The organism is Mesorhizobium sp. M1006, from assembly GCF_040318825.1.
In the GTDB taxonomy this organism is placed as follows: Bacteria; Pseudomonadota; Alphaproteobacteria; order Rhizobiales; family Rhizobiaceae; genus Mesorhizobium.
Genome location: NZ_JAMYMZ010000086.1, coordinates 1 through 13,215, shown reverse-complemented (window position 1 = coordinate 13,215; position 13,215 = coordinate 1). Strand labels below are relative to the sequence as shown.

The window sequence follows — 13,215 nt, the reverse complement described above, 5'->3', positions numbered from 1 at the left end:
ACCGGTGCGCATGCACGATCGTCGCACATGCGAAAACCGATGGGAATCCAACATCGGACTCTTTTGTCTCGATCAATCCACTAGAAATCTGGAAATCTGAGTAGTCCGGCCATAGCTCCCGGCCGGGAACTAAGTCGGACGCTTGATCGTCATGCGGTCGTGCTTGAGATCCTTGATCTCGAGCAGTTGTGGTTCGCCGTCTACTTCGACGCGGACGCAAGCCGCATTAGAGCGATCAATCTGCCATGCCCCCTCTTTCACATTGGAGATATCCGTCGAGCCGATTCCGATCCGCTCAAACGTTCCATCTTCATTGAATTGCAAGCCGGAGCGCCCCCGCGAAGGAGGAAGCGGGAAGCCGGCCGGCCGATAGACCTGTTCCGTGGCGGTATCCTCTTCGCGGGCGCGGATCCATCGCCCGTGTAGCAGGTTGACGTCGATGGATTGAGCCATGGGGGCGCCTCTGGCCTTAACGTGATTGGACGTTTTAGACCCACCCAATTCCATCGAACTCCCGGATAGGATGTTCACCTCGCTCATCACCAAGGATCGACCGCGCAAACGGAGCCGCCAAGGCGATGGCTGCGAGCGCCGGTGTGTCCACTGGAGTCAAACCCATGGACTGAGACAATGACGCCCGCGGCCCGGCCAGGGTCGCGTTCATGCGCTTCAACTGGCCGGCCGTGAACATGAACATGGTATCATCATCAACGTAATCCATGTAATTCATGAACATGTCGCCATTCGGCCCGTTGTTGCAGGTGACGTGCGGAAAACTGGATATCCGGACATCCGAACCGTTCGAACCAGCCTGGTTAGGTGTGTCGTCCACATTGTCGGATGTGCTGCACCGGTCCTCATCGTCTCCCCAGATGTGCAGCAGGTTCAACCAGTGGCCGACTTCATGGACGGCGGTTCTGCCAAGATTGTATGGCGGCGCGGCGGTGCCGCTTGATCCGAATGCCTTGTTCAGAATAACAACTCCGTCAGTGGCAAAGGCCCCGCCGGGAAACTGAGCATATCCAAGGAGACCGGCGCCAAGGCTGCAGGTCCATAGGTTCAGATAAGAATCACGGGGCCAAGCGGCTTTGCCGAAACCGCCGAACTTGATCATGTCGTCCAGCTTCTTTGTTGCCAGCAGGTCGCTGGGGTCATACGGAAAGACGGCTTTTGAAGTTCGCGTTCTGGTGACACCGGTGGTCGCATTGCCTTCTGGGTCACGCACGGCGAGCCCGAACTCAATGAGCGTATCGGTGGCAAATACGCGGAACGGAACCGGGATCTGGTCCCGATCCAGATTCTGCATGCGGAAGTCGCGATTGAGCGCAGCGATCTGGCTTTCGATCTGGCTCATTTCGATATTTTCCTCGTCGGTATGGAAAAGGACGTGCACCACAACAGGAATGCGAATGACGCTGGTGCGCGTCGCGAGCCGCGCGGTCCTCGTGGTTGCCTCGATGATCCGCCGATTGTCCCGATAGACTGGGTCAGTCTCAGCCAAAAAGTAGTGGTGCGGCATTACCGCACAGGTCCTTTATGAGGTCCCGCACTTTTAGAACGTCCCGTAACTGGCTTCCGTGCCATAGTCTCTCTCCTTCCGCTCGCGACTATCCGATGTCTCTTGCCCCCGGGGCTCGTCTATGCGGCGCCGCTATGCGTCCTCGAGCAGTAGCCGCGCGTTGATGGTGGGATTGCCTGCCCCTGAGACCGGAAAACGCGCACCCATGCTCTCCTGGCCCGGTAGCTCGATTGCAATCGAGAGCTTTCGATCGAAAACCCGATCCTGTTCCACGCGGAAATTAATGCTGACGAGCCCGAGCTTGCGACAAGTAGCGCACTCACGTGGCGGGTTGGGTTGGAAAAATGCCCGATGTGCGACGGGCTCGCCGTCGGCAAGAAGGACCACAACAAAAGTGCCCGGGATATTCAGCCTATCGATGTTCTTGACTGTGATCGACATTTCCGGTGAGCGCCGAATCTTAAACGCACGCGTCGCTTCGATGCTGCCGACCATATTCTCGAAAGCTACGGTGGACTCGACCATCGCCGGCTCCTCATAGGTGACGTCCGCAAAGTCTATCGTCTGGTCGGGTGTCGACAAAAATGGCTCGAGCACGCTGAGTGGTCCTGATAGCCAGTCCGTGCTGCCAGACAGCGTCGACTTGAATCCTGCAAGGGTCGTACCACCGACATTCCTTTGCCATTTCAACCATATACGATCAAGATTACAATGGAAGAACCAGAAGATCGGGTCGTACGAGGAGACGTTTTGGTCAGCCATGGTTGGCCCAATCGACGTGTGGCCGCCATCGTGCGCTGCGATGCTTGCCTCCTGGAAGCCGTTGACGCCGAAGGCACCCCATCGCGATTGTGCGAGCGCCGAATCGATATACTTGCGGACATCATACTTTAGCAGGTTTGCGTCTATGGTCGCTTGGTCATACCGCTGAGTCTTGTACTCCGAGCCATAGGGATTTCGAAGTTCGACCGGGACGACATAGCTGTCGAACGGAGATTTTTTCAGTAGATTTGGTATCGGGGTTCGAATGTCCCAGTAAGGTAATGTCACATCTTGGCAGCCTGGGACTGCGCGCAATGCATCTTCGAGAACTTTTAAATATACGCGGTGCCATGGATTGTATTTATTTTCATGATGCAGGCAATAGCTTTGGGGCAACCCGTGAATGGACGAGATTGCATAGAAGCTGTTCGGGTCTGACGGATCCTTCGCAACTATCGAACTGAACGCAGTTTTGAGCGCAGCTATCTCCGCTTTACTGAGGTCCGCAACATTTCTCCGGATGCGACCCGCGGCCGCGGTTCTCAGTTGAGCGGGCCGCCCTGGCGCAAGCGCAACTCCGACTGGGTAGCCAGCGAGTATCCAATTCCTAAAGGTCTCTGAGCGTGCTGGATTCCATTTGCGGTCCGGCTCGGGGGGCATATCGGCATTGGGCGGTGACGTATGAGTATAGATGGCAAGCGCGTGCCTCTTGACACCTGCATAAGTGCTTAGGTCATAGCCCTTTGGTGCCATATGCTCGATGTCGACCGGCTCGAAGAAGTGCCGAATGTCTGCCATATAGGTAGGCTGTTTCACCGGCAGTTCTTCAAGTGGCACCTTGTTCATGGCTATCTCCCTTCGGGGTCAGGCTTGCTACGTCACGAATTGAGAGCACACGGTCGCTGCAGAGAGCTCTGTATCCAGAATGCGGAAAGACTCGGGTGGCGAGTTAGCAACTCCGTCAGCAGGTCGCACGCGAACAATGGAACGTCGCATTTTCCGCATACCGGTGGATGCCGTCCACCACTGCATTAAACTGCGTCCGGGCAATGTCGTGCAGCAGATCTACCAATGGCGGTCACAGGCCCAATCCATATCGCCCACGTCGTGCTCCTGGCCATTTCGCCGGAGCCACCTAGCCCGGCGCCAAGATGTCCCACTTCGCACTAGTGCATATTCGCATCGCCCGCGACGAGTCTCGAACTATTACGAGAGATTCTTGCGGCTCATTTACCGGTGAACAGAGTCCAATAGAACCGCGCCGCAACGTAATCAGCTGCGGTCGTCCGCAAAGGTGCGAAATCCAAAATTACTTTGATATAGTGTTGCACAAGACATAAGCGGCCGCAATTGAAAATGGTCGCCGTCGCTGACTGTGCTCATGGATTGGAGGTGTCCAAGAACACACGAGTTGACACCGGGGTAGGTTCCGCCGTTGCGGCAGTTTGTAGAGCGCTTTCGCCAATCGCGCGTTGGTTCAAGGAAGTATCTCAGTGGTCGTCAGAACTCTTCGAGGTGTACCAGTTCAGATGTACTAGTATGTATCTGCACAAGCTGTCATATTGTCGAACCGGAATGTTGATCGCAAAATTATGGGGCCAGAGATGAAATCAGTAGCGCTTGCCTTCACCATCGCAGTTGTGACCTGTGCATCCGCTCGGGCGGAAACGTGTCAAAACTTCTCCGCAAGCACTTTGAAGATGAACGGAGTCGTTCCCGCCGACTGGAGAACGGACTACCCGAAGGAGTATCCCAACCCGCGTGACAAGCAACCTTGGGAGCTCGTCGACTTCGCTACCCAGCCCATCGAGTACATGAATGCCGTTCTGATAGATGCAAGAACGTCGTTCCATATTTCGGGTCGCAAGCTGGTCGGCACCGGCCAAGAATCCTGGTGGATTTCCGAATGGCTCGACTACGGGACGTCAGGGCGGGAGCCGCTTATGGGACTCACGAAAGAGCGGGGCCCTGACCCCGGCGATCTTTCTGAGACAAATGCAGATGGATACCAGGTCTGGGCTGTAGGCTTCTACAATCGGCCAGGAGCTGCCGTCCTTGGGGATGTCTTCGCTGAACCCTGCAATCCCTCTCTACCGGTCGCGCTAAAGTTTCCAGCAGATACAGTTTCCATCAAATTCTTGTTCACCGACGCCTCCACTGATGAGGTCACCTACCTAAAAGACGCTCCGGAATTTGATGCATTAATTGATGTTCCTGGGTCAGGAGTCATATCTCGCCCGGTTGATCAACGATCCAGCCACGCGTTGCGACTGCTTCAGGTGGACATCTCGGTTAAGGATACAAGAGCGAGGGACACCAATTGGGTGTTTGGCACCTACGTCTGGAGAGGGCCACCCAAAGGTGACAAGCTGTTCGACAATCTCGGACCGGTTTCCTTGCAGTGGGGTAATGATCCCAAGGTCTACGATACGTCGGTGCAGGAAAGTTGGATCAATTCCGACCTCTACAAAGTGACCTACGGTTGGGACAAGAGACTCACGATGGGGTTTATGGGCCGCGCCAACGGGCCTGCCGACAATATCCGTTCCTCCTGTCTTTCCTGCCACGCGTCAGCCCGAACACCTCGTGCTTCGGTTGGCATTCTCGACAACAGATTTAACATGGCAGAAGTGACCGTTCCCGCAAAGGTCAAGGCGCACATCGACACCTGGTTCCAAAATATCAAGGGAGGGCAGCTTTTTCAGCCCTTCGAGCCGGCAGTTTCAGCGCTCGATTATTCACTCCAACTAGAGGCGGCGGTGTTCCGTATGTGCGTTGCATGCCAAGCCGGGGATCTACGAGGCACGACACCCAATGTTTGTCGCACCAGCGGATTCTACAATCGGCCAATGTGTAGCGTGCCGATCGAAGACGGTGCGCGAAAGCTTTCCTTGGAAACGATGCCGCCGTCCCGGCAGTAACAGAATCGACCCCGCGGGAAGGCGGCTAAACCGAATGCGCGACCTTTGAGTGTGGCCTCAAAGGCAGAGAGCTGCACCGCAAGACCGGAGTTCAAACGTGGTGAAGGGGTTCAACTATCTCGTGAGCAGCCGTCTTCCACCCTTGACCGGCAGCCTTACGAGACGTGTCCGTCTCTTCGCAACACTTGTTTCTGATTAGGGAATCGAAGCGACTAGACATCGGGCATCCAAGTTTATCTGGACTCATATCAACCGCCGAGAGTAAAATGGAACGGGGCGAAAGCTGAAACAAACTTAACAACGCCCTCTAGCACAACTACAAGAGGAGGGTTATCATACCAACAGCATTGCTGTAGCCAGCCTACGTATAGTCGCGAAGTTCCTACCTTCCAGTGTGAACGCCTTGAGTAGAGGACCGCATGCCGCTCGTCCAGCTGCCAGCGACCCCACCACCGCACATCAATCCCGATGATCATGCGCTCGTCGTCGGTATCAACGACTATGTGGCCGGGATAAACACGTTGCAGGGCGCGATCAACGACTGCAATCTGTTCTGCCGCTGGCTGGTCGACCCGACGATGGGCGGGCTCAACCCCGCGAATATCAGCTTGGTCGTTTCGGCTGGTCATCAGCCGCCGGCCGAACCGGTGCGAAACCAGATCGAGGACATTCTTGCCACCTATTTCGATCGCGCCAACACCGGCTGGCTGGGGGGCCGGCGGCTCTATCTGTTTCTCGCCGGGCACGGTCTGTCGCGGCCGCCGCCGAACCACCGCGACTGCGCTCTGGTGATGGCCGATGCTCGCCCCAACCTGCTCCGCGGGCTCCTCGGCGGGGTGGCGGCGGATAGCATGCGGCTGACCGGGCTGTTCAAGGAGGTCATGCTCGTGATGGACACCTGTGCCGAGGTGTCCGGACCCGCCGAGCTCCTGTGCAACCTGCCCTTCTACGGCGACGTTACGCTGACGCCGCGCCGGCCGTTCCTGCATATCCATGCGGCGTCGTGGAACGCGACGGCCGCCGAGAAGCTGTTGCCAGACCCGCTTGACCCGGGGGCGGCTGGGAGCTGGCAGGGGGTGCTGACCAATGCGCTGCTGCGCGGGTTGACGACGGCATCTGACGACGCCGGACGGATCACCTCGAGCTCGCTGAAGCGCTTCATCGAGGCGGCGGCGGGCGGACCGCGCATTGAGTTCGACGATGGCGAGCCTGGCGCGCCGACGCCGATGGTGTTCGGGACGCCTCGTGGCGTGCCGGTCAACGTCTCGCTGCGCAACGGTGCGGCGCGCTTTCAAGTGCGCGATGGCATCGACTTCGGTGTCGTCAGGCAGGCGCAAACCGCGCCCGCAACAGTGATGCTGAAGCCGGGGCTATGGCTATTCGACGGAATCGATGCAGCAGGGCTGATCACCGGGTCGCAAGCAGTGTCGGTCCGCGAGGGAGGAATGGATGTCGCCATCTAGTGCTGCGCTAACGCAAAAGCGGGTAACGCTCAAGGTGCAGAGCGTCGAGCCATTCACCGAGATACGTCTGCTTGACGCCCGCTTCGAGCCGGTGGCGTTGGCCTCAAATACCGGCAGCATCACCGTGGATGTTGCGCCAGGACTCTATGAGGTCGGCTTTAGGGAGGGCGACGGCTGGGAGCGCCAGCACGTGATCGCCGCCCCCGAAGCCGGCGAGGTAACGGTGGTGCAAGTTGCGCGGTCACACGGCCGGGAAGCGACGCTCGAGATGATGCCCGAAACGTTGCCCCAACCGCACGACAACGCCACGGTGGTGGTGTCGTTCACCGGGACGACCCATGGGTTGGCCGACATCGCGACGACACCAAAAATTACCGCGACGCTGACCGGAGCAAACTTTGACGCGCCGGTCGCCGCCAACCTGGTACCCGGGGAGTGGCGCAACTGGCGTTTCGCCGTGGCGCCAGGGCACTGGCGGCTGCGACTCAGCGACCCCGGCGAGCGCCAGCCGTTCGAGCTACCGCTGACGGTCTGCCCTGGTTATCGGATCGAGATCGTTGCGCCGTTGTGCTCTACCGGGGAGATGAGCATCGACCTTGAGCGGCTGCGGGTACGGCTGCTGCCCCTCGACATGCCCGGTGCGATGGACGCGACGCTCACCGGTTTCGAGGAGGCGGCGCTGGCGGCGCTGGGCTCCGGTCGGGCGCTCTATGGGCCAGATATTGAGCAACTGGTCGACAATCTGGCCGACGACAAGGCCCTGAACCCGATGCTCGGAATCTTCGCCGCTCATCTGTGCGATCGCGGGCACGACGATGACCTGCCGTTCCAGAAACGGCTGCTGGACAAGCTCGCCGACCTGACCGGCGGCGAGGCCGTGAGGCATCCGGACGTTGCGGCGCTAAGGCTGCGCTTCCGGATGCGAACCAGCCAGCCGATCGGAGATGAGCCTCCGGTGCCGTTCCCTCCGCTCCTCGCGGCGAGTTGGGGCGCGCTGCTCGATGCTGCCCGGGTACGGCCTGAATTGATCCCGGCGGGGTCGCTCAGCGAGCTCATAGCCTCCCGACTGTGGTCGTCGAGCCTGTGGATGGCATGGACCGCCGCGCCACTCAAGGTGGTGGCGCCAGTCCAGCCGCGTTCGGAGCGACGCGCACCGACGACTATGGCGCCGCCGGCTGAAGTGAAGGTGGCGGAAGAGTTCACGACGGCGAGTGAGATGATTACGGCTGGGCTGGCGCACCCCGAGTTGCGCGGGTGGTTCCGCGATGCGAGGAGTTCGTCGGGGACCGGGTTCGAGGGATTGGAGTGGGAGGATGAACTGCACATCACCCCGGCTGAGGCAGCGGTGGCAAGGTTGCTCTATCCGGTCGCGGCCAACGAGCAGCAGCAGGATCGCTTCGCCAGCGTTGCGACTTGGATGGAGACGCATGAGAGCAAAAAGCGGTCGAGCGCCGTCGACCTGATGACGATGTGCAGCGCGTTGGGCTTGCCGCCGACGACGGTCGAGCGGGCGGTCGGCAGCCTGGCACGCAAGCTGGAAGCCCAAGCGTTGGACTTCAACATCAAGCTTTGAGGCATCGAGCCATGGCGCGTCCAGAACTGATCATCCCCTATGATCCCGGCTTCCTTGGGGATGGCTTCCGCGTGCCGATGCCAACGCTGAGCGAGGGGGCACGAGCACGGGCTGTTGGGAGCGGGCAAGTCTTTGACTATACCCACTATTCGCTGGTGATGGATCGTGACCGGCGCACCGCCATGCTGACCGCCAACAACATCGACGCGGCGCACAAGGTGCAGATCGGCGGCGGTTTGACGTGGATGATGGACGAACGGTTGGGCGAGGATCAACTCGGCCGCGAGACCTACGATCACAACCAGATCGACAAGGGCCATCTGGTGCGCCGCGAGGACGTATTGTGGGGGACGGTGGCCGAAGCGCGAGCGGCCAACAAAGCGACCTATTTCTATAGCAACGCGAGTCCACAGCACAAAAACTTCAATCAGGATGAGTGGAGGGCAATCGAGGACTGGGTGCTCGAACGAGCGACAGACTTGTCGTACCGACTCTGCGTGTTCACGGGGCCGGTCTTCACCGACAGCGACCCGACCCTGGCCGAGTTGCCGCCGGAGTTGCGGTCAGTGTCGCGCGCGGCTCAACTGCCGGCGGCGTTCTGGAAGGTCATCGTGCTGCGCGATGCCGAGGCGGGCGGCGACGATCTTTCGGCGATCGCCTTTGCGATCAAGCAGAGCGAGGCGTGGAACGACCTGCACGGACGGCGGCTGCTCGATCTCAAGGTCCATCAGGTGACGATGGCAGCAATCGAAGCGTGGACCGGTCTTGATTTCGGGGTGCTGAAAGAGGTCGACGAACTTGCCGCTGATCAGGTGCGGACGCGGAGCGTCACGGACGGGGACGTCTGGCCGACGGTCGAGGTGGCGAGCGACATCAAATGGTCGGGCAATGAGCGGCGTGCGCGCGGGTTGAGGGCGGCGCGCGAAGCAAGCAGGACGCGTAGCACCGCCGCGGAACCATCTCAGGCGAGGTGCTGCGGCCACAAGGCATTTGATGCCGAGGCGGCGATCGCGGCGCTAAGCGCAGACATGGCGCGGCTCGTGGACAGCGTTGCGATGCAGGCGGACAGACCGGCGGCACGCGCACCACGCACGGTCGGTGGACCCCGCAGCGTGGTTGCTGACGACGATGCGGCGGAGGACCCGCATGTTGCAGCGATGGTGGACGCAGCGCCTCCGGCGTTGCGCGACCAAGTCCGCGCCTTCTCCCGCAGCGTCGCCGAGCAGGGCCAAGTGGCCCGTGGCGAGCGCCTGCCGGCGAGTGCGCGCGAGAATTCGCGTGTCATTGGCGGCGGGCTGGTACCGCCGGGTGCCTTTCTTCATTGTGTCTGCATCGGTACCCCGAGCTGGGGCTGCACCGGGGTACTCGTCGCGCCGCAGGTGGTGCTGACTGCGGCGCACTGCGGCGGCGCGATCAGCCGGATAATGGTGGGGGGAACGATGGTGCTTCCCCAGCTCAGCGCCGACGCGCGGGTCGTGTCCGTCCGGCGGGTCACCGTGCATCCGAACTACAGCGCGCATCCGCGCAACGAGAATGACATTACGGTGGTGATCCTTGACGCACCGGCGTTGGTGCCGCCAGCGCCATTTGCGACGCCGGCCGAAATCGGCGCAGCAGCGGCGTTCGAGATCGTTGGCTTCGGCTACAACGATCCGATGCGGCCGCTCGGGCTTGGCACCAAGCGCCGGGTGACGATCGATCTACCGGCGATTATGGCGCCAACGCCAGGCGAGGCGCTGGGCGGATTGCCGGCGATGCTAGGGTTCAACCCCGATTACGAGTTTGTCGCCGGGCGCAAGATGCTCGGCAAGGACAGCTGCAATGGCGATAGCGGCGGGCCGGCCTATGTCTCGGTGGGCGGGGTGTTCAAGCTCGCTGGGCTGACCAGCCGGGCGACCCGTGCGGCAACGATGAATTGTGGCGATGGCGGCATCTATGTGCGGCCCGACCGATTCCGCGATTGGATTAATTCGACGGTCACCGCAGCTGGCCTCTTGCCGCTCGTGGACTAGGCGGGACAGGCGCTAGATAGAGGTACCGGCGACCCGGATATTGCGGGCCAGGTTCTATCCATGCTCCTGAACGTTCTCGGCACCACCTGGTGCGAGATATAGTGGACGGCTTGGCGCGATTGAGGCGGTATTCAATGCTTCTGACGACCACCTGCGGATCCCCGATCGAGAGTAATTGCACCGCCGCTCAGCACCCTCGCTCGATCTCTCCCCAACAGTAGCCAACGATTGGTTATTCTTAGTGGTGCGTCCGGCCGCGGTGTTCGGTCCCGCCGAGTTTGCGCCATCCAATGTCCAATGGATTGCAGAACCAAATATTACTCCGCCTGCAGAGAGGGCGCCGGCAAACCCACTCGCGCTGCTTGATATTTGCATGTTAATAGATATCCGTTGTGCTGTCGTTTTCCGACAAAACCATCGGGGGTTGTCATGGAAGTCCCAAAAGACTTTTTTACTATCCAAAGCATGTTGACGCTCAGTGGGGCGACGGGTGCTACGTTCATGGTATCGAATGCCCTTCAGTCAGCGCTGAATTTCAGCCCAAAATGGCTGGCATTAGCCGTTGCAGAAGTCGTCGTGCTCGCCGGTGTTTACTTGACCGGCAATCCACCACCAGTTGAGTATTTCATCGGACTTATCAATGGCTGTCTTGTCTACACTTCGGCGGCCGGCGCGACGAGCGTTCTCGGAGGCGGTGCGGGCCCACAAAGTGCCATCGCACGTGGTGGTCCACGGGGGCCGGCGCCTGATCAGGTTTCGCCCCAACGGAGCTTCCTGAGTTCCTGGTTCTAATCCAGCCCGATGTCCAGCCGGTCCGCCAAGGCTTCAAGCTTTTCGCGCAGCCGATACGCGGTCGTTGTTGGAGCGAACGGGGTCAAACACGACTGGCTCCCGGCTCTTCTCTCGCCTTCTCACGACGCTGAGACCGTCGCGCTGGCCCTATCGGACGGGGCCGGCTGCGCGATTCCATCTGAACAGGTTGAGTTGCTTGCGGGCCCAGCCGCCGTTCGAGATGCCGTCATTAAGTCTCTGCGCTCGATTGTTGCCGGACTGCCGGAGGGGGCCAGCCTATTCTTTTACTTCGCTGGTCACGGGCTCGACGATGGAGACGACTTCTATCTTCTGACGTCGGATGCGGAGAAAGACCGGCTGGCGGAGACGGCACTGAGCGGAAGAGACCTGCAAGCCATATTGTTCGGTTCTAGAGCCGACGGTATCTTTTTCGTGGTAGACTGTGGCGAGGGCGGCTCGGCTGCCGATCGAGCCCCGGCTGTCTTTCGGAATCTTCCCAGGGGAGGTTACCGAGTGCTTTTGGCCTCAACCCGGCCGGGCCAGCAATCATGGGAGAGGGCTGACGGTCGCGGGACGCATTTCTCGTCTGCGCTCGTCAAGATATTGAAGGGTGAAATCGTAGCGGGAGATGGAACAGGCGCTATTTATTTTGCGGACCTGGTGAAAGCTCTCGACAGCGCCGTCGCCGAAAGCACCGCCCTGCACCCAGGATTCAAGAGACCCAGGAGATGACTTGGATCACCGCATCCACGAAAGATCCGCTGCTCTTTGTCCATCGCCGTCAGTCGCTGCAGGCCATTGAGTTCCGAACGGCAAGGTTCTCTCCCGAATACGTCAGGCGCCGCATCAGGCAGACCATAATTGCCTTGGGCGCGGCGTTGGCGTTCGCGGTCATCGCCGCATATGGCGTCCTGGATGCGACTCAGTTTGCCGCTGTCGACGGCAACGCGATTGTCGTGCGGAAAGGTCACCCGCGGCTAAGCTTGCCGGGGTACCCGCAACTCGTATGGGTTGCCGACTATGGACCTGAGCGGCTGACAGCGCAGGCTGCTGCCAGCCTGCCGATCGTGGGCGGGTTGGGTGAGAAGCTGGCCACTCGCTTGGAAGGATTGGCCCGTCGGGACTACGTTGCCGCGGCGCGAGCCGACCAAGGCAATAGCGGCGAGGCCCGCAGCATCACATTGACCATCCTAGACGATCCAGCGGCATCTCCGGAACAAAGGCTGAATGCTTCGCTGGTATTCGCTACCGTTGCTACACGGGACGATTGCGGTTAAAAAAACTCCTACGCCATGAACGCGTGGAAGTGCGACGAGCTGGCTATGCGGCGCTGTTGAGGCTTGGTGGCAGCTTCGATGAAGTGACCTCAGCAGCGGGAAATGTGGCACTTGATGCGAGTGACCACGCCGACGTGATCAACGGTCTGTACGGGATCTGCACGCCAACATTTGGCAGTTACCTGCAGGCTCGATTTTCCTCGGAGAGCAATCTCCCGACAAACGCGGATATCATCAATGCTGCGCTTCGTCTGGGGTGCGTGCTGTCGATCGACGCGCTAGTCCGAGGAGTGCTGAGGCCAGGGTTTGTAGGTGACGAGGATATCGCAAACTATGCAACCCTGACGTCACTTTCGGAGCCACTCGGCAGGGAATTGGCCTGGCGTCTTAAGAATCCGGGAGAGACTCCGTGGACCGCAGCCTCGATCCTTGGAACTCTGACACGGCTCCCCAGGCTCCCTGCCCGCTGGGGCTGGTATCCCGATCAGCCATGGCATTCCCTTTGGCCGGTCTTATGTTGAGAGCGTCAGCTGTCAGACATTGCCCTGGTGTAGCGTGGAAAGTTGCGTGGGACGCCTCCGTCCGAAGATTCGTCGTCAGCACATCGCAATCCACGCAATCCGCTCTGACGCTCGAAGATCTCCACCTTGATCCAACGGATGTCAGCGGACAGCTCGGTATCCGCTTCCTCTTGGAGACGGGAGCAGTCACCGACGGAGCTAATGCTCGCCAGGCCTTCTCGGAGCTTATGGAGCCGGGCCGATCCGACGACTTCGTCCGTGCGGCCTTGGTTCGAAAAGCGACCGCACTTAGACTAGTGGATTGATTCCAACGCTTGGTGCCCGCGTTTGACTGCTGCAATGATCTCATCGGGATCTGCTTTCCAGACGAATGGC

At 59.9% G+C, this 13,215-nt stretch carries 10 protein-coding genes; 7 read left to right on the top strand and 3 right to left on the bottom strand.

Annotated features, from left to right (window positions below; genetic code table 11):
* Positions 1-129: 129 nt before the first annotated feature.
* The 3 genes from NKH60_RS33650 to NKH60_RS33640 form a co-directional block, all read right to left on the bottom strand.
* Complete coding sequence (locus tag NKH60_RS33650) at positions 130-453, bottom strand: hypothetical protein (protein WP_352874943.1); 324 nt, start codon at positions 451-453, stop codon at positions 130-132.
* Positions 454-487: 34 nt separating this feature from the next.
* Positions 488-1,519 carry a zinc metalloprotease gene (locus NKH60_RS33645; protein WP_352874942.1) on the bottom strand — a complete coding sequence of 344 codons (1,032 nt, stop codon included), beginning with the start codon at positions 1,517-1,519 and terminating at the stop codon, positions 488-490.
* A gap of 132 nt (positions 1,520-1,651) precedes the next feature.
* Entirely contained in the window at positions 1,652-3,127 is a 1,476-nt protein-coding gene (locus NKH60_RS33640; RefSeq protein ID WP_352874941.1) for a tyrosinase family protein, read from the bottom strand.
* Between the two features lie 758 nt (positions 3,128-3,885).
* Between NKH60_RS33640 and NKH60_RS33635 the strand changes: the two genes are divergently transcribed.
* The 7 genes from NKH60_RS33635 (at position 3,886) to NKH60_RS33605 (ending at position 12,319) form a co-directional block, all read left to right on the top strand.
* Positions 3,886-5,202: a hypothetical protein gene (locus NKH60_RS33635; protein ID WP_352874939.1), complete on the top strand. Its 1,317-nt coding sequence runs from the start codon at positions 3,886-3,888 to the stop codon at positions 5,200-5,202.
* Positions 5,203-5,621: 419 nt separating this feature from the next.
* Entirely contained in the window at positions 5,622-6,665 is a 1,044-nt protein-coding gene (locus NKH60_RS33630; protein WP_352874938.1) for a caspase family protein, read from the top strand.
* Positions 6,652-8,238 (top strand): hypothetical protein, encoded by a 1,587-nt coding sequence (locus NKH60_RS33625; protein ID WP_352874937.1) that lies wholly within the window; start codon positions 6,652-6,654, stop codon positions 8,236-8,238. The genes NKH60_RS33630 and NKH60_RS33625 overlap by 14 nt, the downstream gene beginning before the upstream one ends.
* A gap of 11 nt (positions 8,239-8,249) precedes the next feature.
* A complete protein-coding gene (locus NKH60_RS33620; protein ID WP_352874936.1) occupies positions 8,250-10,250 on the top strand; it encodes a DNA/RNA non-specific endonuclease in 2,001 nt (666 codons plus the stop codon).
* A gap of 429 nt (positions 10,251-10,679) precedes the next feature.
* Positions 10,680-11,042 carry a hypothetical protein gene (locus NKH60_RS33615; RefSeq protein WP_352874935.1) on the top strand — a complete coding sequence of 121 codons (363 nt, stop codon included), beginning with the start codon at positions 10,680-10,682 and terminating at the stop codon, positions 11,040-11,042.
* Between the two features lie 9 nt (positions 11,043-11,051).
* Positions 11,052-11,774: a caspase family protein gene (locus tag NKH60_RS33610; protein WP_352874934.1), complete on the top strand. Its 723-nt coding sequence runs from the start codon at positions 11,052-11,054 to the stop codon at positions 11,772-11,774.
* A complete protein-coding gene (locus tag NKH60_RS33605) occupies positions 11,771-12,319 on the top strand; it encodes a hypothetical protein (RefSeq protein ID WP_352874933.1) in 549 nt (182 codons plus the stop codon). The genes NKH60_RS33610 and NKH60_RS33605 overlap by 4 nt, the downstream gene beginning before the upstream one ends.
* Positions 12,320-13,215: the final 896 nt, after the last annotated feature.

What these genes read in the sequence shown, in the direction of transcription:
- NKH60_RS33625 (WP_352874937.1), top strand. Translation starts at nt 6,652, where the DNA reads ATGTCGCCATCTAGTGCTGCGCTAACGCAAAAGCGGGTAACGCTCAAG.
- NKH60_RS33605 (WP_352874933.1), top strand. Translation starts at nt 11,771, where the DNA reads ATGACTTGGATCACCGCATCCACGAAAGATCCGCTGCTCTTTGTCCAT.
- NKH60_RS33650 (WP_352874943.1), bottom strand. Translation starts at nt 453, where the DNA reads ATGGCTCAATCCATCGACGTCAACCTGCTACACGGGCGATGGATCCGC.
- NKH60_RS33630 (WP_352874938.1), top strand. Translation starts at nt 5,622, where the DNA reads ATGCCGCTCGTCCAGCTGCCAGCGACCCCACCACCGCACATCAATCCC.
- NKH60_RS33610 (WP_352874934.1), top strand. Translation starts at nt 11,052, where the DNA reads ATGTCCAGCCGGTCCGCCAAGGCTTCAAGCTTTTCGCGCAGCCGATAC.
- NKH60_RS33645 (WP_352874942.1), bottom strand. Translation starts at nt 1,519, where the DNA reads ATGCCGCACCACTACTTTTTGGCTGAGACTGACCCAGTCTATCGGGAC.
- NKH60_RS33635 (WP_352874939.1), top strand. Translation starts at nt 3,886, where the DNA reads ATGAAATCAGTAGCGCTTGCCTTCACCATCGCAGTTGTGACCTGTGCA.
- NKH60_RS33615 (WP_352874935.1), top strand. Translation starts at nt 10,680, where the DNA reads ATGGAAGTCCCAAAAGACTTTTTTACTATCCAAAGCATGTTGACGCTC.
- NKH60_RS33640 (WP_352874941.1), bottom strand. Translation starts at nt 3,127, where the DNA reads ATGAACAAGGTGCCACTTGAAGAACTGCCGGTGAAACAGCCTACCTAT.
- NKH60_RS33620 (WP_352874936.1), top strand. Translation starts at nt 8,250, where the DNA reads ATGGCGCGTCCAGAACTGATCATCCCCTATGATCCCGGCTTCCTTGGG.